The organism is Kosakonia sp. SMBL-WEM22, assembly GCF_014490785.1.
Classification (GTDB): Bacteria; Pseudomonadota; Gammaproteobacteria; order Enterobacterales; family Enterobacteriaceae; genus Kosakonia.
This window is the reverse complement of the sequence record NZ_CP051488.1, coordinates 137,120-163,336: the sequence shown is the minus strand read 5'-3', so window position 1 is coordinate 163,336 and position 26,217 is coordinate 137,120. Positions and strand designations below refer to the sequence as shown.

20 protein-coding genes are annotated in these 26,217 nt (G+C 58.4%); 13 read left to right on the top strand and 7 right to left on the bottom strand.

The annotated features are described in order from the left end of the window. Positions 1–116: 116 nt before the first annotated feature. Positions 117–1,571 (bottom strand): xylulokinase, encoded by a 1,455-nt coding sequence (xylB, locus tag HF650_RS00825; RefSeq protein ID WP_187800789.1) that lies wholly within the window; start codon positions 1,569–1,571, stop codon positions 117–119. A gap of 39 nt (positions 1,572–1,610) precedes the next feature. Further along, positions 1,611–2,933, bottom strand: coding sequence for a xylose isomerase (gene xylA / locus HF650_RS00820; protein ID WP_187800788.1), 1,323 nt, complete (start codon positions 2,931–2,933; stop codon positions 1,611–1,613). Between the two features lie 349 nt (positions 2,934–3,282). On the opposite strand from xylA, the gene xylF reads away from it, so the two are divergent. The 4 genes from xylF (at position 3,283) to xylR (ending at position 8,344) form a co-directional block, all read left to right on the top strand. Next, the gene (xylF, locus tag HF650_RS00815; protein WP_187800787.1) at positions 3,283–4,275 is read left to right on the top strand and encodes a D-xylose ABC transporter substrate-binding protein; all 993 of its coding nucleotides are present in this window, start codon (positions 3,283–3,285) and stop codon (positions 4,273–4,275) included. A gap of 87 nt (positions 4,276–4,362) precedes the next feature. Next, complete coding sequence (locus HF650_RS00810) at positions 4,363–5,904, top strand: xylose ABC transporter ATP-binding protein (protein ID WP_187800786.1); 1,542 nt, start codon at positions 4,363–4,365, stop codon at positions 5,902–5,904. Beyond that, positions 5,882–7,063, top strand: coding sequence for a xylose ABC transporter permease XylH (xylH, locus tag HF650_RS00805; protein ID WP_187800785.1), 1,182 nt, complete (start codon positions 5,882–5,884; stop codon positions 7,061–7,063). Before HF650_RS00810 ends, xylH begins: the two co-directional genes overlap by 23 nt. Before the next feature lie 102 nt (positions 7,064–7,165). Further along, positions 7,166–8,344 carry a D-xylose utilization transcriptional activator XylR gene (gene xylR, locus HF650_RS00800; RefSeq protein WP_042718640.1) on the top strand — a complete coding sequence of 393 codons (1,179 nt, stop codon included), beginning with the start codon at positions 7,166–7,168 and terminating at the stop codon, positions 8,342–8,344. 48 nt (positions 8,345–8,392) lie between these two features. Here xylR and HF650_RS00795 read toward each other — a convergent pair whose 3' ends face one another. Then, positions 8,393–9,220: a protein bax gene (locus HF650_RS00795; protein WP_076769334.1), complete on the bottom strand. Its 828-nt coding sequence runs from the start codon at positions 9,218–9,220 to the stop codon at positions 8,393–8,395. Between the two features lie 317 nt (positions 9,221–9,537). Between HF650_RS00795 and HF650_RS00790 the strand changes: the two genes are divergently transcribed. Together HF650_RS00790 and avtA are read left to right on the top strand one after the other, a co-directional pair. Next, complete coding sequence (locus HF650_RS00790; protein WP_187800784.1) at positions 9,538–11,574, top strand: alpha-amylase; 2,037 nt, start codon at positions 9,538–9,540, stop codon at positions 11,572–11,574. Between the two features lie 93 nt (positions 11,575–11,667). Continuing rightward, the gene (avtA, locus tag HF650_RS00785) at positions 11,668–12,966 is read left to right on the top strand and encodes a valine--pyruvate transaminase (protein ID WP_187800783.1); all 1,299 of its coding nucleotides are present in this window, start codon (positions 11,668–11,670) and stop codon (positions 12,964–12,966) included. A gap of 7 nt (positions 12,967–12,973) precedes the next feature. On the opposite strand, the gene HF650_RS00780 is transcribed toward avtA, so the two are convergent. From HF650_RS00780 to HF650_RS00765, 4 genes are all read right to left on the bottom strand, one after another. Further along, positions 12,974–13,441, bottom strand: a complete 468-nt coding sequence (locus HF650_RS00780) for a 4Fe-4S dicluster domain-containing protein (protein ID WP_187800782.1) — start codon at positions 13,439–13,441, stop codon at positions 12,974–12,976. Positions 13,442–13,546: 105 nt separating this feature from the next. Further along, positions 13,547–15,397 (bottom strand): selenocysteine-specific translation elongation factor, encoded by a 1,851-nt coding sequence (gene selB, locus HF650_RS00775; RefSeq protein ID WP_187800781.1) that lies wholly within the window; start codon positions 15,395–15,397, stop codon positions 13,547–13,549. After that, positions 15,394–16,770: an L-seryl-tRNA(Sec) selenium transferase gene (selA, locus tag HF650_RS00770; protein ID WP_187800780.1), complete on the bottom strand. Its 1,377-nt coding sequence runs from the start codon at positions 16,768–16,770 to the stop codon at positions 15,394–15,396. Before selA ends, selB begins: the two co-directional genes overlap by 4 nt. A 91-nt stretch (positions 16,771–16,861) precedes the next feature. Next, complete coding sequence (locus HF650_RS00765) at positions 16,862–17,470, bottom strand: glutathione S-transferase (RefSeq protein WP_187800779.1); 609 nt, start codon at positions 17,468–17,470, stop codon at positions 16,862–16,864. A 654-nt stretch (positions 17,471–18,124) separates the two neighbouring features. Here HF650_RS00765 and HF650_RS00760 point away from each other — a divergent pair. The 7 genes from HF650_RS00760 to lldD all read left to right on the top strand — a co-directional run bounded on the left by HF650_RS00760 (position 18,125) and on the right by lldD (position 26,173). Continuing rightward, positions 18,125–20,038, top strand: a complete 1,914-nt coding sequence (locus HF650_RS00760) for a PTS mannitol transporter subunit IICBA (RefSeq protein WP_187800778.1) — start codon at positions 18,125–18,127, stop codon at positions 20,036–20,038. A 93-nt stretch (positions 20,039–20,131) separates the two neighbouring features. Further along, on the top strand, positions 20,132–21,295 hold the full coding sequence (mtlD, locus tag HF650_RS00755) for a mannitol-1-phosphate 5-dehydrogenase (protein ID WP_187802567.1): 1,164 nt from the start codon (positions 20,132–20,134) through the stop codon (positions 21,293–21,295). Continuing rightward, on the top strand, positions 21,295–21,882 hold the full coding sequence (mtlR, locus tag HF650_RS00750; protein ID WP_076770295.1) for a mannitol operon repressor MtlR: 588 nt from the start codon (positions 21,295–21,297) through the stop codon (positions 21,880–21,882). The genes mtlD and mtlR overlap by 1 nt, the downstream gene beginning before the upstream one ends. Before the next feature lie 54 nt (positions 21,883–21,936). Next, positions 21,937–22,299, top strand: coding sequence for a YibL family ribosome-associated protein (locus HF650_RS00745; RefSeq protein WP_187800777.1), 363 nt, complete (start codon positions 21,937–21,939; stop codon positions 22,297–22,299). Between the two features lie 261 nt (positions 22,300–22,560). After that, a complete protein-coding gene (gene lldP / locus HF650_RS00740) occupies positions 22,561–24,216 on the top strand; it encodes an L-lactate permease (protein WP_187800776.1) in 1,656 nt (551 codons plus the stop codon). Then, positions 24,213–24,989: a transcriptional regulator LldR gene (gene lldR / locus HF650_RS00735; protein ID WP_187800775.1), complete on the top strand. Its 777-nt coding sequence runs from the start codon at positions 24,213–24,215 to the stop codon at positions 24,987–24,989. Before lldP ends, lldR begins: the two co-directional genes overlap by 4 nt. Next, positions 24,986–26,173, top strand: a complete 1,188-nt coding sequence (lldD, locus tag HF650_RS00730; RefSeq protein ID WP_187800774.1) for an FMN-dependent L-lactate dehydrogenase LldD — start codon at positions 24,986–24,988, stop codon at positions 26,171–26,173. Before lldR ends, lldD begins: the two co-directional genes overlap by 4 nt. Positions 26,174–26,217 lie beyond the last annotated feature (44 nt).

Here is a 26,217-nt window from a genome sequence, read left to right as displayed (position 1 = left end):
GACTCCTTGCTCAGTGGGGTTAACGCTATTCTGGCAAGGCTTTACGCTGCTGCTAAGACCAAAAAAGGACAACATCAGGGTGATTACGGCCCACCGTTACCAGCGGGCCGAAAAGGTTATGACATCAGCGGCAACAGCTGCTGATAGATGCGGCGGAAGGTATCGCGCTTCGCGGCATAGTGTGCGTGGCGCTGCGCGTCCGGCTGATGCTGCTGCTCCACCGGGAGCTGCGGCAGCAGCATTGCCAGCGGTACGTTGGGATTAACGGCGATCTGTGCCAGCCGCGCCGCGCCGAGCGCCGGGCCAACATCCCCGCCGGTGCGGTAATCGAGCTGCAAGCCGCTGATATCCGCCAGCATCTGCCGCCACCAGGCGCTGCGCGCGCCGCCGCCGATAAGGGTAATGCTTTGCGGCGTCACGCCGCAGGCGTGGACGACATCCATCCCGTCTGCCAGCGCATATCCCACCCCCTCCAGCACCGCACGCGCCAGCTCCGCCGGGCCGTGTTGATGGGTCAGACCAAAGAAGACGCCCTTTGCCTGCGGGTTGTTATGCGGCGTGCGCTCGCCGGAGAGATAGGGCAGAAACCAGATATCGCCCGCTTTCTCATCCGCCTGCTGCGCGGCGTTAATCAATGCCTGCACCGACGCCATGCCGGTCAGTTTTGCCGCCCAATCCAGGCAGGAGGCGGCGCTCAGCATCACCGACATCAGGTGCCAGCGCCCCGGCAGTGCGTGACAGAAGCTGTGCACCGCGCTTTCCGGTTTGCTGAGGAAACCTTCGCTGACGGCAAAGTAGACACCGGATGTGCCGAGCGAGAGCATCGCCTGGCCCGCATCCGCCATGCCGACGCCGACCGCGCCAGCGGCATTGTCGCCGCCGCCTGCAACAATCGGCACCACCGGCATCGACCAGCGCCGGGCAACCTCCGGCAGCAGTTCGCCGGTGATCTCGCTGCCTTCAAACAGCGTTGGCATATGGCTGCGCGACAGCGAGCAGGCGGCGAGCATCTCATCGCTCCAGTCGCGCTTCGCCACATCGAGCCACATGGTGCCCGCGGCATCGGACATATCGCTGGCATAAACGCCGGACATCTTCAGCCGCAGGTAATCTTTCGGCAGCAGCACCTTCGCCACCTTTGCGAAGATCTCCGGCTCGTGCCGTTGTACCCACAGCAGCTTCGGCGCGGTAAACCCCGGCATCATCAGGTTGCCGGTGATCGCACGGGCATTAGCGACCCGCGCCTCCAGCAGCCCGCACTCCTCACCACAGCGACCATCGTTCCAGAGGATCGCCGGGCGCAGAACGCGGTTTTCACTATCCAGCAGCGTCGCGCCGTGCATCTGCCCGGCAAGGCCGATGGCCTTCACCTGTTGTAATGAGTGCGCCGCGCCGAGCGCCCGGATGGCGCGATTCGTCGCCTGCCACCAGCTTTCGGGATCCTGCTCCGACCATAGCGGGTGTGGGCGAGAGACGCTGAGTTTCTCCGTATGGGAGGCCAGCACCTCGCCCTGCTCACCGAGCAGAATCGCCTTCACGCCCGAGGTACCGAGATCGATCCCGATATACATAGTGACTACTCCTTGTTGAGTGTGCCGCGCAGAAGCCGGTTACTTATCGAAGAGATAGGCGTTGACCAGGTTCTCCAGTTGCTCCTGATGACCGCTCTGATGACGCGGTGCCAGGTTCTGCTCTTCAGCGTACTTCGCCAGCTCGGCAAGGCTAAGCTGCCCCTGCAAAATTTGCTGGCCCAGCTCACCATTCCAGCCCGCGTAGCGTTTGGCGACGCGTTTATCCAGCTCGCCCTCTTCCACCATGCGGGCGGCGATTTTCAGCGCCAGCGCCATGGTGTCCATCGCGCCGATATGGCCGTAAAAGAGATCGTACTTATCGGTGCTCTGGCGACGCACCTTGGCGTCAAAGTTGAGGCCGCCGGTGGTGAAGCCGCCCGCTTTGATGATTTCATACATCACCAGAGCGTTCTCTTCGACGCTGTTCGGGAACTGGTCGGTATCCCAGCCGAGCTGCGGATCGCCGCGGTTGGCGTCGACGGAGCCAAACAGCCCCAGCGCAATGGCGGTGGCGATTTCATGGTGGAAGGAGTGGCCCGCGAGGGTGGCGTGGTTGGCTTCGATATTGAGCTTGATCTCCTTCTCCAGCCCAAACTGCTTGAGGAAGCCATAGACGGTCGCGGCGTCGTAGTCATACTGATGCTTGGTCGGCTCCTGCGGTTTTGGCTCAATCAGCAGCGTGCCGCGGAAACCGATTTTGTGCTTATGCTCGACCACCATGTTCATAAAGCGGCCAATCTGCTCGCGCTCCTGACGGAGGTCAGTATTGAGCAGAGTTTCATACCCTTCACGCCCCCCCCACAGCACGTAGTTTTCGCCGCCGAGTTTATGGGTGGCGTTCATCGCGCTCACCACCTGGGTTGCCGCCCAGCTGAAGACTTCCGGGTCCGGGTTGGTGGCCGCGCCCGCACCGTAACGGGGGTTAGTGAAGCAGTTTGCCGTGCCCCACAGCAGCTTGACGCCGCTCTGCTGCTGTTTTTCCCCCAGCACATCAACCATTTCGGCAAAGTTGCTCAGGTACTCTCTCAACGAGGCGCCTTCCGGGGAGACATCGACATCATGGAAGCAGTAGTAGGGCACATTGAGCTTATGGAAAAATTCGAAGGCGACATCGGCTTTGCGTTTTGCCAGCGCCATCGCCTCGCCAGGCTGTTGCCAGGGACGATCGAAGGAGCCGACGCCAAACATATCCGCGCCGTTCCAGCAGAAAGTGTGCCAGTAGCAGGCGGCGAAACGCAGGTGATCTTCCATGCGTTTCCCGAGCACCAGCTCATCCGGGTTGTAGTGACGAAACGCGAGCGGATTCGTACTCTTTGAACCTTCAAAACGAACCCGATCCAGCTGGTCAAAATAAGCGTGCATAATGAGCTCCATTGGCGAGTGAACATATCTGAGTTAATACTGGATTCTCTCTGCGCCTTGCTCAATTACGTTATTTCACACTGCCATTGAGAGAATACGCAAACGTGCGCTGGCTCGCAAAATAGCCGCAAAAATTGCTGCGAGATACTTTCCGGCTTTTTATGCAACACCAGTTTTATTTTTTTTAAAATAAGATCGGGGTCATAAATCAGCAAATAAACGAAAAAACGTAACCCGCCTATTAAAATCTGTAATTGCCACTATTCCATTCTGCGTTAAGAATTTGCTCGTTCTAAGCAGTGCATGTTTCTTTTATCTCGCACACCACCCTACGAAAGGTATTCCTATTATGAAGATAAAGAATCTTTGCCTTACACTCTGCGCTACCCTGCTACTTGCCAGCACGTTCGCTCACGCCAAAACGATAAAGATCGGCATGGCGATTGACGATCTCCGTCTGGAGCGCTGGCAAAAAGATCGCGACATTTTTGTTAAGAAAGCCGAATCCCTTGGCGCCGATGTTTTTGTCCAGTCGGCGAACGGTAATGAAGAGACCCAGATGTCGCAAATCGAAAATATGATCAACCGCGGCGTCGACGTGCTGGTTATTATTCCCTACAACGGTCAGGTATTAAGTAACGTGGTGAAAGAAGCCAAACAGGAAGGAATTAAAGTTCTCGCCTATGACCGCATGATTAATAATGCGGATATCGATTTTTATATCTCCTTCGATAATGAAAAAGTCGGGGAATTACAGGCGCAAAGCCTGGTCAATAAGGTGCCGCAGGGTAATTACTTCTTGATGGGCGGCTCGCCGGTGGATAATAACGCCAAGCTGTTCCGCGCCGGGCAGATGAAGGTGTTAAAGCCCTATATCGACAGCGGCAAAATTAAAATTGTCGGCGACCAGTGGGTCGACGGCTGGCTGCCGGAAAATGCGCTGAAAATAATGGAGAACGCGCTGACCGCTAACAACAATAAAATCGATGCCGTGGTTGCCTCGAATGACGCAACCGCCGGTGGCGCTATCCAGGCATTAAGCGCACAGGGGCTGGCGGGCAAAGTCGCCATCTCCGGCCAGGATGCGGATCTCGCCGGGGTTAAGCGCCTGATTAACGGCAGCCAGACGATGACCGTCTATAAACCTATCACCCAGCTTGCCAACACCGCGGCAGAGATCGCCGTCGAGCTTGGCAACGGCAAGCAGCCGAAGGCCGATGCCTCACTCAACAACGGTCTGAAAGATGTGCCTGCCCGCCTGCTGACGCCGATCGAAGTCACCAAAGAGAATATCGACGCCACGGTGATCAAAGACGGCTTCCACCAGAAGAATCAGCTCTGAAAACGACGGCGCGCCTGAACCCAGAACCAGGCGTGCCGCCGCCCTCACTTCAGGCGCTGTCTGATAAGCGATCGACGTGGAGCAGCCATGCCTTACTTACTCGAAATGAAGAACATCACCAAAACCTTCGGCATCGTGAAGGCGATTGATAACGTCAGCCTGCAGCTCAACGCGGGTGAAGTGCTCTCCCTGTGCGGCGAAAACGGTTCGGGTAAATCGACCCTGATGAAAGTGCTGTGCGGCATCTACCCGGCCGGCAGCTATGAAGGCGAAATCTACTTTGCCGGGGAGATTCTGCAAGCGAGCCATATCCGCGATACCGAACGCAAAGGGATCGCCATCATTCACCAGGAGCTGGCACTGGTGAAACACCTCACGGTGCTGGAGAACATCTTTCTTGGCGCGGAGATCACCCGCCACGGCGTGATGGACTACGACCAGATGACGCTGCGCTGCGAGAAGCTGCTCAAACAGGTGAGCCTTGCTATCTCGCCCGATACCCGCGTCGGTGACTTAGGCCTGGGCCAGCAGCAACTGGTGGAGATCGCCAAAGCGCTGAACAAGCAGGTGCGGTTGCTGATTTTAGATGAGCCGACCGCCTCACTGACCGAGCAGGAGACGGCGGTGCTGCTCAATATCATCCGCGACCTGCGCAACCACGATATCGCCTGCGTTTACATCTCCCATAAGCTCAATGAAGTGAAAGCCATCTCCGACATCATCTGCGTTATCCGCGACGGGAAGCACATCGGCACCCGCGATGCGGCGGGGCTGAGTGAAGATGACATTATCACCATGATGGTGGGCCGCGAGCTGACGGCGCTCTACCCCAATGAACCGCATACCCACGGCGAGGAGATCCTGCGCGTCGAGCACCTCACCGCCTGGCATCCGGTTAACCGCCATATCAAACGCGTCAACGACGTCTCCTTTAGCCTCAAGCGCGGCGAGATCCTCGGCATTGCCGGGCTGGTCGGGGCCGGGCGCACCGAAGCCGTGCAGTGCCTGTTTGGCGTCTGGCCGGGGCGCTGGGAGGGGAAAATTTTTCTGGATGGCGAACCGGTTGCGATCCGCAACTGTCAGCAGGCGATTGGCCACGGCATCGCTATGGTGCCGGAGGATCGCAAGCGCGACGGCATTGTGCCGGTGATGGCGGTGGGCAAAAACATCACGCTGGCGGCGCTTAACCAGTTTACCGGCAGCCTGAGCAGCCTTGATGACGCCGCCGAGCAGGCGTGCATTTTGCAGTCCATTCAGCGGCTGAAGGTGAAAACTTCGTCGCCGGAGCTGGCGATTGGCCGGCTGAGCGGTGGCAACCAGCAGAAAGCGATTCTCGCCCGCTGCCTGCTGCTCAACCCGCGCATTTTGATCCTCGATGAGCCGACGCGCGGCATCGATATCGGCGCGAAGTATGAAATCTACAAACTGATTAACCAACTGGTGCAGCAGGGAATCGCAGTGATTGTCATCTCCTCCGAGCTGCCCGAAGTGCTGGGGCTGAGCGACCGCGTGCTGGTGATGCACGAAGGGAAGCTGAAAGCCGATCTTATCAACCGTCATTTGACCCAGGAGCAGGTTATGGAAGCGGCGCTGAGGAGCGAACATCATGTCGAAAAGCAACCCGTCTGAAAGTCAGTTAACCACCGCGTCGCCGGGCCCCTTCTCCGGGCTAAAATCACTCAACCTGCAGGTGTTTGTGATGCTTGCGGCCATCGTAGTGATCATGCTCTTTTTCACCGGCATGACCGACGGTGCCTACCTGAGCGCGCGCAATATCTCTAACCTGCTGCGCCAGACCGCCATCACCGGCATCCTCGCGGTGGGGATGGTGTTTGTCATTATCTCGGCAGAGATTGACCTCTCGGTAGGCTCGATGATGGGCCTGCTGGGCGGTGCGGCGGCTATTTTTGACGTCTGGCTCGGCTGGCCCTTGCCGCTCACCGTGGTGGTGACGCTGCTGCTCGGCCTGTTGCTCGGTGCGTGGAACGGCTGGTGGGTGGCTTATCGTAAAGTGCCGTCGTTTATCGTTACTCTCGCCGGGATGCTGGCGTTTCGCGGCGTGTTAATCGGCATTACCAACGGCACCACCGTTTCACCCACCAGCGCGGCGATGTCGCAAATCGGCCAGAGCTATCTGCCGGACGGCGTTGGCTTCGGCGTTGGCGCGCTGGGGCTGGTGGCATTTGTGCTCTGGCAGTGGCGCGGTCGCATGCGCCGCCAGTCGCTGGGCTTAGCCACCTCCTCCTCCGGTCATTCGATAGGGAGACAGGCGCTGATCGCGGTGATTGTGCTCGGTGCCATCTGGCTGCTGAATGATTACCGCGGCGTGCCGACGCCGGTGCTGCTGCTGGTCTTTCTGCTGCTGGCAGGTCTGTTTATGGCGACGCGCACCGCTTTTGGCCGCCGCATTTATGCCATCGGCGGCAACCTTGAAGCGGCGCGGCTCTCCGGTATTAACGTTGAGCGCACCAAGCTGGCGGTCTTCGCCATCAATGGCCTGATGGTGGCGATTGCCGGGCTTATCCTCAGCTCGCGTCTCGGTGCCGGTTCGCCGTCGGCGGGCAACATTGCTGAACTGGATGCGATTGCCGCCTGCGTGATTGGCGGCACCAGCCTCGCGGGCGGCATCGGCAGCGTGGCGGGCGCGGTAATGGGCGCTTTCATTATGGCCTCGCTGGATAACGGCATGAGCATGATGGATGTCCCCACCTTCTGGCAGTACATCGTCAAAGGAGCCATTTTACTGCTGGCGGTGTGGATGGACTCCGCCACCAAACGTCGTGCCTGAGTCGGGCGAACAGAGGCGCGATCACACTGCCGGATTATTTTTGTCCGGCAGTGTGTTGAATATGGTAATCAGAACTGATGAATAGTCAGGAAGCGAACCACTATGTTTGAAAAGCGCCATCGCATCACGCTGTTATTTAACGCGAATAAAGCCTACGACCGCCAGGTGGTCGAAGGCGTTGGGGAGTATCTTCAGGCGTCGCAATCGGAGTGGGATATCTTTATCGAGGAGGATTTCCGCGCCCGCATTGAAAACATTAAGGAGTGGCTCGGCGACGGCGTGATCGCCGACTACGATGACCGGGAGATTGAGCGGCTGCTGGCAGATGTCGATGTACCCATTGTCGGCGTCGGCGGCTCTTATCACACGCCGGAGCACTACCCGCCGGTGCACTATATCGCCACCGACAACCACGCGCTGGTTGAGAGCGCATTTCTGCATCTCAAAGAGAAAGGGGTACACCGCTTCGCCTTTTACGGCCTGCCCGCCTCGAGCGGCAAGCGCTGGGCCGCCGAGCGGGAATATGCCTTTTGCCAGCTGGTAGCACAGGAGAAGTATCGCGGCGTGGTCTACCAGGGGCTGACCACCGCGCCGGAAAACTGGCAGCATGCGCAAAATCGCCTTGCCGACTGGCTGCAAACGCTGCCGCCGCAAACGGGGATTATCGCCGTTACCGACGCGCGGGCGCGCCACGTTTTGCAGGTCTGCGACCATCTGCATATTCCGGTACCAGAGAAGCTATGCGTGATCGGCATTGATAACGAAGAGCTGACCCGCTACCTCTCCCGCGTCGCGCTCTCTTCGGTAGCGCAGGGCACGCGGCAGATGGGCTACCAGGCCGCAAAGCTGCTGCACCGGCTGCTGGATAACGAAGCGATGCCGTTGCAGCGCCTGCTGGTGCCACCAATGCGGGTAGTCGCCCGCCGTTCAACGGATTACCGTTCGCTGAACGATCCGGCGGTGATTCAGGCGATGCACTACATCCGCAACCATGCCTGCAAAGGCATCAAGGTCGATCAGGTGCTGGACGCGGTCGGCATTTCGCGCTCCAATCTGGAGAAGCGCTTCAAGGAGGAGGTGGGCGAAACCATTCACGCGGTGATCCACGCCGAGAAGCTGGAGAAAGCGCGCAGCCTGCTGATCTCCACCTCGCTCTCCATCAATGAGATTTCGCAGATGTGCGGCTACCCGTCATTGCAGTACTTCTACTCGGTGTTCCGCAAGGCCTACGACAGCACGCCGAAGGATTATCGCGATCGCTACAGTGAAATCCTGATTTAGACGCAAAGAAAAACGCCTTCCAGGTGGAAGGCGTTTCAGCAAGCGGGGTTACATGTGGGCGGCAATTAACTGCTGATTGTCCTGATACATGGCAAACAGATAGTTGTTATAGCTCGCGCCGCGGGTGGAGTAGCCCTTCAGCTTGTGGATCATCGCCGTCGCCGTCACTTCCTGGTCCGCTTTACGCAGCTGCGCACGGGATTTACGGAAGGAGGCATAGGCCGCGTGGGTATTCAGGTTGGTGACGTAAGCGTCTACCGACTCCTGCACCGAGCCAAACTGCGAATAACCTTTCACTCTGCCTGAGCCACTTTTACAGGCGCCCTTCGCGCACTTCATGCCGAACAGGTTGTTGTTACTGCGCGCCAACTTAGAGGTGCCCCAGCCGCTCTCTGCTGCGGCCATGGTGGCGACCATGCTGTCCGGAATAATGTCTACGCGCTCCAGCAGCGTGTTCCACGGAATACGACGCGTATTCCCGGACCAGCTCACTTTGTAGCGTTTGGCAATATCCTTCATACGCGTGCGCTCAGAGGGCGACCACTGGCTGTCGTACTGTTTTCTGAGCAGCCAGTTACGCTCTGCGGTGATCGCAGCGTTTTTGCTGGTGATGTAAGGCATTACGGTCCGGAGAAACGCTCTTTTTCGTGGTGTCCCGGAAGGGTATTTTCGCAAATCAGGAAGTGAACGGCTTTTTACACTATTGCGAGAATACTCTTTCTTACTGCTTGCCTGTTTTTTTACGCTTGCCTTAGTGACGTGGGCTTTGTGACTCGCTGTTTCTGTGTGCGTTTTTGCCAGCACTCCACCTGAAAACATCAAGGTGAAAAACATGAGTATCGTCGCCCCACTTCGTCGCATGGGTATCGATATCATTAGGTCTCCTGGTCGGATATAAGCATTCCAACGCCTTCTTTTATGCACGATTTTGCGGGCTGAATCGCAAATCATACCAAAATTAACCTTATCGGGCACGTACAGAAATAATCCAATTCTGAAACTATGTCACCGGTAAACTGCATATAAAGCACACAACTTCTTAAAATTGCGGCGATTATCGCAATATTGAAAACCGCACGTTTTACGCATTTTCTCAACCCTCGCCCTCCTCCCAGGCGAACCGTTGATGGGGAGGAGTTACCCGTGCCAGCAGACGGGCACACTAAAGAAAATCACTATCACGGGGCTTACTGATGAAACTCGCTGCCTTACTTCTGCTGTTACTGCCCGGCGTCGCCTGCGCCGACTGGACAGCCGCCGGTTTTCCCGCCTTAACCGACGACGGCACCGGCGTCTGGCGCAGCCAGGCAATGCTGAAAAAGGGTGCGATGCCCGTTACCGTGCAGCAAGGCGACGCATGCTGGCAGCCTGCGGGTGCCATCAAGCTCAATCAGATGCTGTCGCTTGTGCCGTGCAGCGCCAGCGCGCCGCAGTGGCGCATCTTCCGCGATGGCGACTATCAGCTGCAGCTTGATACCCGCTCCGGCACGCCGACGCTGTTAATCAGTGTGAAAGCGCCCGCAGAGAAACAAACGGTGGTGGCGCGCCAGTGTCCGGTGCGCAGCGATAAACCGCTGACCATTCCGGTTGGCGACACTTTCCCGGAAGGCAGCGAAGTGCGGGATTTCTGCAGCCAGCAAACCGCGACGGTGCGCGAGGGCAAAATCACGCTGCTGCCAGCGAAAGAGAGCAACGGCCTGCTGTTGCTTGAGCCAGCGCAGACGCGCGGCGCGGCACCGTTTCAGTGGCATAACGCCACGGTCTACTTCGTGCTGACCGACCGCTATGTCAACGGCGATCCCGCTAATGACAACAGCTACGGGCGGCACAAAGATGGCATGCAGGAGATTGGCACCTTTCACGGCGGTGACCTGAAGGGGCTGACCAGCAAGCTCGACTATTTGCAGCAGCTCGGCGTAAACGCTCTGTGGATCAGCTCGCCGCTGGAGCAGATCCACGGCTGGGTTGGCGGCGGCACCAAAGGGGATTTCCCCCACTACGCCTATCACGGTTACTACACGCTCGACTGGACGCGCCTCGACGCCAATATGGGCGATGAAAACGATCTGCGCACGCTGGTGGATGAAGCGCACCGGCGCGGCATCCGCGTGCTGTTTGATGTCGTGATGAACCACGCAGGCTACGCAACGCTTGCGGATATGCAGACCTACCAGTTCGGCGCGCTCTACCTGAAAGAGGAGGAGCGCAAAAAAATCCTCGGCGAGCACTGGACCGACTGGAAGCCCGCCGCCGGGCAGACCTGGCACAGCTTTAATGATTACATCAACTTTAGCGATAAAACCGCCTGGCAAAACTGGTGGGGCAAAAAGTGGATCCGCACCGATATTGGTGACTACGACAACCCCGGTTTCGACGACCTGACGATGTCGCTGGCCTTCCTGCCGGATCTGAAAACCGAATCGAAAGAGGCTTCCGGGCTGCCGCTCTTTTATCGCCATAAACCGGATACCGCCGCGCGCGAGATTGCCGGTTACACACCGCGCGATTACCTGACCCACTGGCTCAGCCAGTGGGTGCGCGACTACGGCATTGATGGTTTTCGCGTGGATACCGCTAAACACGTTGAGCTGGAGGCCTGGCAGCAGTTAAAAACCCAGGCAACGGCGGCGCTGGCGGAGTGGAAACAGGCCAACCCGCAGAAGAAAATCGACGATGCGCCCTTCTGGATGACCGGCGAGTCCTGGGGGCACGGCGTGATGCAGAGCGCTTACTACCAGCATGGTTTCGATGCGATGATCAACTTTGATTACCAGCAGCAGGCCGCCGATGCCGCAAGCTGCCTGGCGAATATGGAGAGCGTCTGGCAAGAGATGGCGGAGAAGCTACAAAGCTTTAATGTGCTGAGCTACCTCTCTTCACACGATACCCGTCTGTTCCGCGAGGGCGGGACGCAGTCGGCAGAGCTGTTATTGCTCGCCCCTGGTGCGGTGCAGATCTTCTACGGCGACGAATCCGATCGCCCCTTTGGCCCGACAGGCTCGGATCCGCTACAGGGGACGCGATCGCAGATGAACTGGCAGGATCTTGATGGTAAAGCCGCCGCCAGCCTGCGCCACTGGCAGACGCTCGGGCAGTTCCGCGCGCGCCATCCGGCGCTCGGCAGCGGTAAGCAGACCCCGCTCACGCTGCCGCAGGGTTACGGCTTTGTGCGCACCCAGGGCGAGGATAAAGTAATGGTCGTCTGGGCGGGACGTGCGCAACAGCAGTAATACGGAATATTGTGCTGATAAAGTACCACTGGCAAGAACAAACGTCGACAAACTGCGGCGAAGGGAGATTTGCACCGCGCGGGTGAGAGCGTTATGGTTAGCCACTTTCACCCGCAGCCCGACAGAGCAGTAGCGATGACATTTTCACTTTTCGGCGACAAATTTACCCGACATTCAGGCATTACGCGTCTGATGGAGGATCTTAACGACGGTTTACGTACCCCAGGCGCAATCATGCTCGGCGGTGGCAACCCGGCAAAAATCCCGGCGATGACCGACTACTTCCAGCAGCTGCTTTCCGAGATGCTGGAGAGCGGCAGCGCCACGGATGCCCTGTGTAATTATGATGGTCCGCAGGGTAAAACCGAGCTACTGACGGCGCTGGCGGCGATGCTGCGTGAAGAGTTAGGTTGGGATATTGAACCGCAGAACATTGCACTGACAAACGGCAGCCAGAGCGCGTTTTTCTACTTGTTTAACCTCTTTGCTGGCCGCCGCGCTGACGGTAGCACGCGCAAAGTGCTCTTCCCGCTGGCGCCCGAGTATATCGGCTACGCCGACGCCGGCCTGGAAGAGGATCTCTTCGTCTCTACGCGACCCAATATTGAGCTGCTGCCGGAAGGGCAGTTTAAGTACCACGTCGATTTCGAACACCTGCATATCGGTGAAGAGACGGGGATGATCTGTGTTTCGCGCCCGACCAACCCGACCGGCAACGTCATCACCGATGAGGAGTTGATGAAGTTGGACGTGCTGGCCAATCAGCACAATATCCCGCTGGTGATTGATAACGCGTATGGCGTCCCCTTCCCCGGCATTATCTTCAGCGAAGCGCGCCCGCTGTGGAACCCGAATATCATTCTCTGCATGAGCCTGTCGAAGCTGGGCCTGCCGGGCAGCCGCTGCGGCATCATTATCGCTAATGACAAAGTGATCTCTGCCATTCGCAATATGAACGGCATTATCAGCCTCTCACCGGGCGGCATTGGCCCGGCAATGATGTGCGAGATGATTAAGCGCAAAGACCTGCTGCGCCTCTCCAACGAGGTAATTAAGCCGTTTTACTACCAGCGCGTGCAGGAGACCATTGCCACGCTGCGCCGTTATCTGCCGCCGGAGCGCTGCCTGATCCACAAACCGGAAGGGGCGATTTTCCTCTGGCTGTGGTTTAAAGATCTGCCGATCAGCACTGAGCTTTTATACCAGCGCCTGAAAAAACGCGGCGTGTTGATGGTGCCGGGAGACTACTTCTTCCCCGGTCTCGATAAGCCGTGGCCGCACACTCATCAATGCATGCGCATGAACTATGTGCCGGAGCCAGAGCTTATTGAAGCGGGCGTTAAAATTCTTGCCGAAGAGGTGGAGCGCGCCTGGCAGGAGCACAGCGCCTGACAGAGGGTTATGCAGGCAGGCTTTTTAGCCGCGCTTCGCGTAACCGCGCAGGATCGACACAACTCAGCGCGCTCGTCGGGCAGGCCTCAACGCAGGCAGGCCCCTCGTCGCGGTGCTGACAGAGATCGCACTTCAGCGCCTGCAGCGGCGCTGAAGTCACCTCCATCGCGCCGAAGGGGCAGGCAACCATGCAGCTTTTGCAGCCAATACAGCGCGCCTGCTCCACCAGCACTGCGCCCTGCGCACGGTAAATGGCACCAACCGGGCAGGCTCTGGCGCAGGGCGCCTCTTCACAGTGATGGCAGGTGACCGCCGTGGAAAAGTCGCCGGTTTTGACCACGCGAATGCGTGAAGAGAAACGGGCAGGGTTAAGGCTCGAGCACTCCTGATCCTGCTGGTGCGACACTGCACAGGTCACTTCGCAGGTGCGGCAGCCGATGCACTTTGCCGCATCGGCGATGATAAATCGATTCACACATCCTCCCGCCTGAGGCTGAAAAGAGCGAGAGTGCCAGAAGAGGCCGCCTGCGCGCTTTGATCGCACCCGGCAGATCGGTGGATTTCCCCCCAGCGAAGCGGCTTACCCCTTCTCGTTAATAAAGAGCGCCTTGTCGCGCAGAATATGGTCGTTGCCCCGGCGGCGGGTAAAACCAATGCGATCGAAGTACTCGAGAATTTGAATCGCCAGCTTGCGCCCGACATTGAGCTGGTCGCGGAAATCCGCCGCGCTGGTAGAGCCGCGCCCCTGATCGAGATCGCGGATCATGCTGGCGAAGGTGACAATGCGATCGTTGCGGTAGTAGCGGTCTTTCACGATGGCGGTGATCAGCCCCTGCTGCGCCGCCTGGCGCAGTACGCCGCGCATCACCTGCTCATCAACCCCCGTTTCACGCGCCACATCACGCACCCACCAGGGCTCATCCCCAAAAAGCGGTGCGGCTTTCTGCCACAACTGTGCCTGCTCATCGTTAAAACCGGCTTTATGCTCCGGCAGATGCAGCCAGCCGTGATGGCTCTGGATATCGCCGCTCTCACGCATACGCTCAATCAGCGTTAAGACCAGCGCTTCATCCTCCATCGGCAGCGCCATGCGGCGTAAACGCTCGCGGCCAGGGCCAGGTTCGTCATGGTGCTGCTGATGATAGGTCGCCAGCGTCTCCAGCAGCTTGCGCTGCCAGCGGGCGGCAATCGGCGCATCGAGCAGGTTATTACCGGCACGAATAAAACAGGGGTTCTCCAGCAACAGATTCAGGCCGCTTGTGCTGAGCTGGCGCGCCCAGCCGAAGGCGGTGAGATCCACCGCGCCGCGCGACAGATGCGCGTTTAATGCCTGGGTATCGTCTTCTGCACGGGCAAGGTCGGCGATCCACGCCAGATAATCCGCTTTGCGCTTGCCGCGCCGCGGCGAGTTCAGCGTCACCACGCGAGCGCCAGCCAGCGTAGTGCGCGCGGAGATATCGCGCAGCACCAGCCGGTCGTTATCTGCCAGCCACAGCGGCGTATCCAGCACCAGCTCGGCTAAGTCATCCTCCAGCAGCGACACGCGCCCGGTAACATGGCTGGCAGCGTGATGAATATGCAGCGGCTGCCACTGGGTGAGCGGCGTATGGCTATGAAGGGCAACGATCACCCGCTCCGTTGGCTCAGGCGGCTGTTGCGACAGCAGCCAGTCACCGCGATTGAGCGCCTCTTTTTCTGCATCACCAGCAATGTTTAGCGCAATGCGCTGCCCGGCGTGGGCACGCTCAACGGCCTGGTTCTGCGCATGCAGACCACGCACGCGCATCGGCTTATTAACACCAGTGAGCCACAGCGTATCGCCAATGCGGACATCGCCGGAGAGCGCCGTGCCGGTAACAACCAGCCCTGCCCCTTTCACCGTAAAGGCGCGATCCAGCGCCAGCCGGAAGCGCTGATGCTCCGGGTGCGCCCGCTCCTGCAGCTGCAACAGGTGCGCGCGCAGTTCATCAATGCCGCGCATCTCGGCGGCGGCAGTGACAAACAGTGTCGCCTGCGGGTAGCCAAACGCTCGTAAGGTCTTCTCCACCTCTTCGCACACCTCGGCGATGCGCGCTTCGTCAACGCGATCGGCTTTGGTAAGCGCGACGGTCAACGCCGGGTTGCCGGTCAGCTGCAAAATCGCCAGGTGTTCACGGGTCTGCGCCATCACGCCATCGTCGCAGGCCACCACCAGCAGCGCATGATCGATACCGCCGACGCCCGCCAGCATATTACTGAGGAATTTTTCATGCCCCGGCACATCAATAAAGCCCGGCACGCGGCCATCCGGCTGTGGCCAGTAGGCGTAGCCCAGATCGATGGTCATGCCGCGACGCTTCTCTTCCGGCAGGCGGTCGGCGTTAACGCCGGTAATGGCTTCGATCAGGGTGGTTTTGCCGTGGTCAACGTGCCCGGCAGTGGCAATAATCATTTCAGCAACATCTCCAGCAAGCGGGATTCATCATCAAGACAGCGGCAATCGAGCCACAGACGGCCCTCATAGATACGACCAATCACCGGCTGCGGCAGCGCGCGCCAATGGGTTGCAAGCGCCTCCAGCTGACGACCACTGCCGTCATGCGGCGTAAAGGTCAGCGCCGCACCGGGCAGCCGCTCGACGGGCAGCGACCCGCTACCGATTTGCGACAGGCACGGCTCGACGCGCAGCGCAAACTCGCTGTAGCGGGCGGCAAGCGCGTCGCACAGGCGCTGGGCCTGGTCGCGGATCTCCGCCTCTGGGCGGGTGAGATAGCGCAGCGTCGGCAGGTTTTGCGTTAATTTTTCCGGGTGCAGATAGAGGCGCAGCGTGGCTTCCAGCGCCGCGAGGGTCATTTTATCCGCCCGCAGCGCGCGTTTCAGCGGGTGGTGTTGCAGCTGCTCAATCAGCGCCTTTTTACCGACGATAATTCCCGCCTGAGGCCCGCCGAGCAGCTTATCGCCGGAGAAGCTCACCAGGCTGGCGCCCGCGGCGATCAGCGCCTGCGGCATCGGCTCTTTCGGTAAACCGTAGAGACTTAAATCGACCAGCGAGCCGCTGCCGAGATCGACCATCACCGGCAGGTCGGCTTCCTGCGCCAGTTCAACCAGCTCGGCCTCCTCCACCGCTTTGGTAAAGCCTGCAATGTGGTAGTTACTGGTGTGAACTTTCATCAGCGACGCGGTGTTGGCGTTGATCGCCTGGCGGTAATCTTTGGCGTGGGTGCGGTTAGTGGTGCCCACTTCATGCAGAATGCAGCCCGCCTGGCGCATCACATCGGGAATACGAAACGCGCCGCCAATCTCCACCAGTTCGCCGCGCGATACCACCACTTCACCACCGGCCGATGTTGCCGCCAGCATCAGCAGCACCGCCGCGGCATTGTTGTTGACGATGCAGGCATCTTCCGCGCCGGTTAACTGGCAAAGCAGCGCCGCGATGGCGCGATCGCGATGGCCGCGCCCGGCGCCGTCGAGATCGTACTCCAGCGTTACCGCCGAGCTCATCGCCGTCGTCACCGCCTCTATCGCCGCCTGCGACTGCACCGCGCGCCCGAGGTTAGTGTGCAGCACCGTGCCGCTGAGGTTAAACACCGGGCGCAGCGCGCGGCTGTTCTCCTGCGCCAGGCGCTGTAACGCAGCCTGCGCCCAGTTTTCACACCACGCTGGCAAGCGCTGGGCGTCGCGGATCTCCGCGCGCGCGTCGTCCTGCAACTGACGCAGGGTTTGCGTGACGCGGCTGTGGCCATAGGTGGTTAACAGCGGTGCGAACGCCTCGTCACGTAACAGGCGATCGGTCGAAGGAATCTGGCTGTAAAGAGTTGTCATGAAAAGGCCCGGCTGTGGAGTTACCCCTCCCGTCAGGGGTGTTGACGTGAGGGGATTGTACAGCGATTTTCTCAGGCGGGCATAACCCCGATCATGCCTTGGGCGGTTCCGTGCGGGCAAAGCTTTCACGCTGAAAGAGATTTTCCACCAGCTTCACCAGCAGCGGGCGATTGACGTTCCAGCCTGGCGAGACGCGGCGGAAGTTGAGGTAGCTGATGGCGCAGGCAATGGCGATAGTTGCCAGGTTGAGCGTGCCGACGTCGAGCTCGCTCTCTTGCAGGCACTTCTCCAGCGCATCCAGCCCGCGAGAGACTTTCTCCCGCTGGCGCAGCAGCTCCGCCTGCGATTGCTGCTCTACCGGGCGGGCTAATTCCCGCACCGAGACCAGCGCAGCATCCATAATGCCGTCGGCCAGCGCTTCCAGCTGGCGGATTTTCAGCGCCGCCTTAGCATCGTCCGGCAGCATCGGCGGCTCTGCGCCGAGCAGGTCAATGTATTGCGCAATGATCGGTGAGTCGTACCACACCTCCCCCTCATCGGTGACCAGCGCCGGCACTTTGCCGAGCGGATTGTAGTGACCGACGCCGCTCTCTGCGCTGTAGGGCTGCTCATTGATAAATTCGAAGGTAATACCTTTTTCCAGCAGTATGACGGAGATTTTGCGTACAAAGGGGCTGGTGTAGCTGCCGATCAGTTTCATTGCCGTGTCCTTTTTAAATTTGCCGCAGGGATAAAAAAGAGTGTACGTCACATGCGGGTGTTGTACAGCGAGGCACTCAATCCCCTTGACGTCGCTTGTAGAGATAAAATAGTCCTTTTCACCTGCGGGAAACTAAAACCAGGCGCGCCCCTTAATAACAGCGTCTCTCTTAAAGCGTAAAAGCGGACGCAAATACGCTTTGCCTTACGCTGCCAATTTCTTGCCACAGGATTGTTACTGGTTGAAGGGTGAAAGGGAGTTACAACCAGGGCTTTTTGAAAAGATGCCCTTTGCGGTCGATCACGTTCAGAATTTTCCGGGAAAAATATCTTGTGATGTTCGTCACAAATAAATAACAAACAGCCGAAAGCAATATGTGACACAAATCACAATTATCACCCAATTCCGTGCAAAACCTGCGCATTGTTCTTTTTTTACACTCATTTTTTGTGACGCAAATCACTATGAATGGTGGATAACCCCCGGCGTTAGCGTGATCAAGATCACATAAAAGTGTGTCATCTGGACAGGTTAATGATTCGGTGCCAGATTCCGCATCACAGACAATTCAGGTCCGGCTACCTCTGCCGCCACATTAACAATAAACCTCGGGCTTCCGGCCTGTGCGCTAGCAAACATAAGAAGGGGTGTTCTATGTCATCCGATATCAAGATCAAGGTGCAAAGCTTTGGTCGTTTCCTGAGCAATATGGTGATGCCGAATATCGGCGCCTTTATCGCGTGGGGGATTATCACCGCCCTGTTTATACCAACGGGATGGTTACCTAACGAGACGCTGGCGAAACTCGTTGGCCCAATGATCACCTACCTGCTGCCGCTGCTGATCGGTTTTACCGGCGGTCGTCTGGTGGGCGGCGATCGCGGCGGCGTGGTCGGTGCGATCACCACCATGGGCGTGATCGTAGGCGCGGATATGCCGATGTTCCTCGGCGCGATGATCGCCGGCCCACTGGGCGGCTACTGCATCAAGAAATTTGACGCAGCCGTCGACGGTAAGATCAAGTCCGGTTTTGAAATGCTGGTGAACAACTTCTCCGCTGGCATTATCGGCATGATCCTCGCCATTCTGGCGTTCCTGGCGATTGGCCCGGCGGTGGAAGTGCTCTCGAAAGCGCTCGCTGCGGGCGTGAACTTTATGGTGGTTCACGACATGCTGCCGCTGGCCTCCATCTTCGTTGAGCCGGCGAAAATCCTCTTCCTGAACAACGCCATCAACCACGGTATCTTCTCACCGCTGGGTATTCAGCAGTCCCATGAGATCGGCAAGTCCATCTTCTTCCTGATTGAAGCAAACCCGGGTCCGGGTATGGGCATTCTGCTGGCCTATATGTTCTTCGGTCGCGGTAGCGCGAAGCAGTCTGCGGGCGGCGCGGCAATTATTCACTTCCTCGGCGGGATCCATGAAATTTACTTCCCGTACGTGCTGATGAACCCGCGTCTGCTGATTGCGGTGATCCTCGGCGGTATGACCGGCGTCTTTACCCTGAGCGTGCTGAACGGCGGCCTGGTCTCCCCGGCTTCTCCTGGATCTATCCTCGCGGTACTGGCGATGACGCCAAAAGGTGCTTACTTCGCTAACCTCGCGGCGATTTTCGCAGCCATGATTGTCTCCTTCGTTATCGCGGCAATCCTGCTGAAAACCAGCAAAGTGAAAGAGGATGAGGACGATATCGAAGCGGCAACCCGCCGTATGCAGGATATGAAAGCCGAATCCAAAGGTGCTGCGACTGCGCAGGGAACGAAAGATGTGACTAACGATCTGAGCCACGTGCGCAAAATCATCGTTGCATGTGACGCAGGGATGGGTTCCAGCGCCATGGGCGCAGGCGTGCTGCGTAAGAAAGTGCAGGATGCCGGTCTGAGCAACATCTCTGTCACCAACAGCGCGATTAACAGCCTGCCGTCCGATGTCGATCTGGTGATTACGCACCGCGACCTGACCGAGCGCGCCATGCGCCAGGCACCGCAAGCGCAGCATATTTCGCTGACCAACTTCCTCGACAGCGGCCTTTACACCGGCCTGACCGAACGCCTGGTTGCGGCCCAACGCCACACCACTAACGAAGCGAAGGTCAACAGCAGCCTGCAGGACAGCTTTGATACCTCCAACAGCCATCTGTTTAAGCTGGGCGCGGAGAATATCTTCCTCGGCTGTAGCGCAACGCACAAAGAAGATGCGATCCGCTTTGCCGGTGAGCAGCTGGTCAAAGGCGGCTATGTGCAGCCAGAATATGTTGACGCGATGCTGGAGCGTGAAAAACTGACCCCGACCTATCTTGGTCAGTCTATTGCGGTTCCGCACGGTACGGTGGAAGCGAAAGATCGCGTCCTGAAAACCGGCGTGGTCTTCTGCCAGTATCCGCAGGGCGTGCGCTTCGGCGAAGAAGAGGATGAGATTGCGCATCTGGTGATCGGCATTGCCGCACGCAATAACGAGCACATTCAGGTCATTACCAGCCTGACTAACGCGCTGGATGATGAGACGATTGTCGAACGTCTCTCGCACACCACAAGCGTTGAGGAAGTGCTGGCATTACTGAACCAGTAATCCGCTCCACGTTCTCTCCTCTTCGGAGGAGAGGGCTTGGGTGAGGAGAAGCGGTGATGTTCCTCACCCCAGCCCTCTCGGGTAAAAACATTGATAAAGGGTCATTCTATGAAAGCATTACATTTTGGCGCAGGTAATATCGGACGTGGCTTTATCGGCAAACTATTGGCCGACGCGGGGATTGAACTGACGTTCGCCGATGTTAATCAGGTGGTTCTGGACGCCCTCAACGCCCGTCACAGCTATCAGGTTCACGTAGTGGGTGAACAGGAGCAGGTGGATACCGTCTCTGGCGTCAATGCGGTGAGCAGCATCGGCGAAGAGGTTGTCGATCTGATTGCGCAGGTCGATTTAGTCACCACTGCCGTTGGCCCGGTAGTGCTGGAACGCATCGCTCCGGCGGTTGCCAAAGGGCTGGTAAAACGCAAGGCGCAGGGCGTCGATACGCCGCTGAACATTATCGCCTGTGAAAATATGGTGCGCGGCACCAGCCAGCTGAAAGGGCACGTTTTCGCCCAGCTGGCCGAAGAGGATAAAGCCTGGGTTGAGGCACATGTCGGCTTCGTCGACTCTGCCGTCGACCGCATTGTGCCCCCTTCGGCATCTGCCAACAACGATCCGCTGGAAGTAACCGTTGAGACCTTCAGCGAGTGGATCGTCGACAAAACTCAGTTCAAAGGTGCGCTGCCGACGATTGCGGGGATGGAGCTGACCGACAATTTGATGGCGTTTGTTGAGCGCAAGCTCTTCACGCTGAATACCGGGCATGCTATAACCGCCTACCTTGGAAAACAGACCGGCCATCAAACCATTCGCGACGCGATCCTTGATGAGAAAATTCGTGCCGTGGTGAAAGGCGCGATGGAAGAGAGCGGCGCGGTGTTAATCAAGCGTTATGGCTTCGATGCTGACAAGCACGCGGCCTATATTCAGAAAATCCTGGGTCGTTTTGAGAACCCCTATCTGAAAGACGATGTGGAGCGCGTAGGGCGTCAACCGCTGCGTAAACTGAGCGCGGGCGACCGTCTGATTAAACCGCTGCTCGGCACGCTGGAGTACAACCTGCCGCACGCCAACCTGGTGAAAGGGATCGCCGCCGCGATGCACTATCGCAGCGAAGAGGATCCGCAGGCGCAGGAGCTGGCTCAGCTTATTGCTGAGAAAGGCCCGCAGGCGGCACTGGCACAGGTTTCCGGTCTCGACGCCGACAGCCCGGTGGTACAGGAAGCCGTCAACGCTTATCAATCCCAGGCATGATGCCGATATTGGCGCGGGAGATCCCGCGCCAGCTAACGAAGTTGTCAGATATGCAGGCAATAATGGAACACACCCAGGCTTTCGAAAACCGTGTACTCGAGCGTCTGAATGCGGGAAAAACCGTGCGCAGTTTTTTGATTGCCGCCGTTGAGTTGCTAAACGAAGCGATCAATATCCTCGTGCTGCAGGTGTTTCGCAAAGATGACTACGCGGTGAAATATGCCGTCGAGCCGCTGCTGGACGGCGACGGTCCGCTGGGCAATTTGTCTGTGCGTTTGAAGCTGATTTACGGCCTCGGGGTTATCTCGCGGGCCGAGTATGAAGATGCCGAGCTGCTGATGGCACTGCGCGAAGAGCTGAACCACGATGGCACAGAGTACGCCTTCACTGATGATGAGATCCTCGGGCCGTTTGGCGAGCTGCACTGCGTCGCCGCCCTGCCGCCGCAGCCCGTGTTCGATACCAGCGATGCAGATTTTTTCGCCATGCAAAAACAGCGTTATCAGCAGGTGGTGCGCTCCACCATGGTGCTTTCGCTGACCGAGCTGATCTCACGGATCAGCTTAAAAAAAGCATTCCAGAAGTAATCCCCTCCTGAAGTGTTGTATCCTTGCAGTTTGTTCCTGAAGAAAATGCCTATCATGAAAGAAGTCGAAAAAAACGAAATTAAGCGTCTGAGCGACCGTCTCGACGCCATCCGCCACCAGCAGGCGGAGCTCTCTCTGGTTGACGCGGCTGAGAAGTACGCCGAACTGGAAAAAGAGAAGACCACGCTGGAGACCGAAATCGCCCGCCTGCGCGACCAGTATAGCCAGAAACTGAGTAAGGAGGCGCAGAAGCTGACCAAAATGCGCTTCAGCCGTCCGATTACCAAGAAAGAGCAGGCCGATCTCGGCAAGCTGAAAAAGAGCGTGCGCGGGATTATCGTGGTTCATCCAATGACGGCGCTGGGCCGTGAAATGGGGCTCGACGCGATGACCGGCTTCGCCAACACCGAATTCTGATAGCTTCTCGCCGCCCCGCCTCCATTGAGCGCGCGGGCGGCCTTAATTGGCCCTACCAATTCTCCCTGCTTTTTCTCCGCGCTTCACAGTTCCACTAAATCCCTTCACAGCCAGATTGCCACGCCGCAACATTTGGATAACCATTCGTTATCACAAACCCTACACAACCGCATTGGCAGGACCACTTTTACAAAACCTGTGAGACAGAGCTAAGCAGAGACTTATCGCTCGCGGTTTTGCCGTGGTTCTCAGGAGACCTGCATGACGCTCTGGCAACAGAACTATGACCCGGCTGGTAATCTCTGGCTTTCCAGCCTCATCGCATCGCTTCCGATCCTGTTCTTCTTTTTCGCGCTGATAAAGCTAAAGCTTAAAGGCTACGTTGCGGCAAGCTGGACCGTCGCCATCGCCCTTGCCGTTGCGCTGCTGTTCTACAAAATGCCACTGGATCGCGCGCTGGCGTCGGTGGTGTACGGCTTTTTCTATGGCCTGTGGCCCATCGCGTGGATCATTATCGCCGCTGTCTTTGTCTATAAGATCTCCGTCAAAACCGGCCAGTTCGACATTATTCGCTCGTCGATTCTCTCCATTACGCCAGACCAACGTTTGCAGATGCTGATTGTCGGCTTCTCGTTTGGCGCGTTTCTCGAAGGGGCTGCCGGGTTTGGCGCGCCGGTGGCGATCACCGCCGCCCTGCTGGTGGGGCTGGGCTTTAACCCGCTCTATGCCGCCGGGCTGTGCCTGATTGTAAATACCGCGCCGGTGGCATTCGGTGCGATGGGGATTCCGATTCTGGTTGCCGGCCAGGTGACCGGGTTAGACAGCTTCGAAATCGGCCAGATGGTGGGCCGTCAGCTCCCCTTCCTGACCATTATTGTGCTCTTCTGGATCATGGCGATTATGGATGGCTGGCGCGGGGTGAAAGAGACCTGGCCTGCGGTGATGGTGGCCGGTGGATCGTTCGCCATTGCGCAATATCTCAGCTCGAACTTTATCGGCCCGGAGCTGCCAGACATCATCTCCTCGCTGGTGTCGCTGGTCTGCCTGACGCTGTTCCTCAAACGCTGGAAGCCGGTGCGCATTTTCCGCTTTGGTGATATGGGGGCGTCGCAGGTCGATCTCGATCTATCCCGCACCCGATACAGCGCCGGGCAGATCCTGCGCGCCTGGTCGCCCTTCCTGTTCCTGACCGCGACTGTGACGCTGTGGAGTGTTCCGCCCTTTAAAGCGCTCTTTGCGCCGGGCGGTGCGCTCTACGACTGGGTGTTTAATATCTCTGTGCCGCACCTCGATAAGCTGGTGGCGCGCATGCCGCCGGTGGTGAACACCGCCACGCCGTATGCGGCGGTCTATAAGTTCGACTGGTTCTCTGCCACCGGCACCGCCATTCTCTTTGCGGCAATCCTCTCGATTGTGTGGCTGAAGATGAAACCAAAGGATGCCATCACTACCTTTGCCGGTACGCTGAAAGAGCTGGCGCTGCCCATCTACTCCATCGGCATGGTGCTGGCTTTCGCCTTTATCTCCAACTACTCGGGCCTGTCGTCGACGCTGGCGTTAGCGCTGGCGCATACCGGCAGCGCGTTTACCTTTTTCTCGCCGTTCCTTGGCTGGCTGGGGGTCTTTTTAACCGGCTCCGATACCTCATCAAACGCGCTGTTTGCCGCGCTACAAGCCACGGCTGCGCAGCAGATTGGCGTTTCAGATGTGCTGATGGTGGCGGCTAACACCACCGGCGGCGTCACCGGTAAGATGATCTCGCCGCAATCCATCGCTATCGCCTGTGCGGCGGTGGGGCTGGTGGGCAAAGAGTCCGATCTCTTCCGCTTTACAGTGAAACACAGCCTGATATTCACCTGCATGGTCGGGGTGATCACTACCCTGCAGGCCTATGTGCTGACCTGGATGATCCCATGAATACCTTTCCCAAACGCCTGGCTGACGAGGTCGCCGACCGCGTGCGGGCGTTAATTGCCGAACAACAGCTGGAAGCGGGCATGAAGTTGCCCGCCGAGCGCCAGCTTGCCGTGCAGCTTGGCGTATCGCGCAACTCCTTACGTGAAGCGCTGGCCAAGCTGGTGAGTGAAGGCGTGCTGTTAAGCCGCCGCGGCGGTGGAACCTTTGTGCGCTGGCAGCATGAGGCCTGGTCGGAGCAGAACATCGTCCAGCCGCTGAAAACGCTGCTCAATGATGACCCCGATTACAGCTTCGATATTCTCGAAGCCCGCCACGCGATTGAAGCCAGCACCGCCTGGCATGCGGCGATGCGCGCCACCGACGCCGATAAAGAGAAAATCGTGCTCTGCTTTGAGGCCTCGCAATCCGATGACCCGGATCTCGCCTCGCAGGCGGATGTGCGTTTCCATCTGGCGATTGCCGAAGCCTCACACAATGTGGTGCTGCTACAAACGATGCGCGGCTTCTTCGACCTGCTGCAATCCTCGGTAAAGCAGAGCCGCCAGCGCATGTACCTTGTTCCGCCAGTTTTCGCCCGGCTTACGGAGCAACACCGCACGGTGATGAACGCCATTCTTGCCGGCGATGCCGAGGGGGCGCGCCAGGCGATGATGGCGCACCTCGCATTCGTCCACACCACGATTCGCCAGTTTGACGAAGACCGGGCCCGCCAGGCGCGCATTACCCGCCTGCCCGACGAGCAACTGATTCATTTAAGGGAGAAAAAAGCATGATTATTTCCGCAGCCAGCGACTATCGCGCCGCGGCAAAACGCATTCTGCCACCGTTCCTGTTTCACTATATCGACGGTGGCGCTTACGCCGAATATACCCTGCGCCGCAACGTCGAGGATTTATCGCAGGTCGCGCTCCGCCAGCGGGTACTGAAGAATATGTCCGACCTGAGCCTTGAGACCACGCTGTTCAAGGAGCAGCTCTCGATGCCGGTGGCGCTGGCACCGGTCGGGCTGTGCGGGATGTATGCCCGTCGCGGCGAAGTGCAGGCCGCAGGCGCAGCAGATGCCAAAGGCATCCCCTTTACCCTGTCGACCGTCTCCGTCTGCCCGATTGAGGAGGTGGCGCCAACCATTAAGCGCCCGATGTGGTTCCAGCTCTACGTGCTGCGCGATCGCGGCTTTATGCGCAACGCGCTGGAGCGGGCAAAGGCAGCGGGCTGTTCCACGCTGGTCTTTACCGTCGATATGCCAACGCCGGGCGCGCGTTACCGTGATGCGCACTCCGGGATGAGCGGGCCAAACGCCGCCCTGCGCCGCTACTGGCAGTCGGTGATGCATCCGCAGTGGGCGTGGGATGTGGGCGTCAATGGCCGTCCTCATGACCTGGGCAATATCTCTGCTTACCTCGGGAAGCCAACCGGGCTGGAGGATTATATTGGCTGGCTGGCAAACAACTTCGATCCCTCTATCTCATGGAAAGACCTGGAGTGGATCCGCGAATTCTGGGATGGCCCGATGGTGATCAAAGGGATCCTCGATCCGGAGGATGCCCGCGACGCAGTGCGCTTTGGCGCGGATGGGATCGTCGTCTCTAACCACGGCGGTCGCCAGCTTGATGGCGTGCTCTCCTCAGCGCGTGCGCTGCCAGCGATTGCCGATGCGGTGAAGGGTGATATTGCCATTCTTGCAGATAGTGGGATTCGTAACGGCCTTGATGTGGTGCGAATGATTGCGCTCGGTGCAGATACCGTGCTGCTGGGCCGCGCCTATCTCTATGCGCTGGCGACACATGGCCGACAGGGAGTGGCTAACTTGTTGGATCTGATTGAGAAAGAGATGCGCGTAGCGATGACGCTGACCGGCGCGAAATCGATTCGTGAAATCAGCAAGGACTCGCTGGTACAGGCGCAGAGTGACATCCCGGCGGCGCTGGCACCGCTGTCGCACGGCGATGCGGCGTAGTAAAAAATGCTCTCCCCGCCCTGGGGAGAGTGCTATCCTGCCCC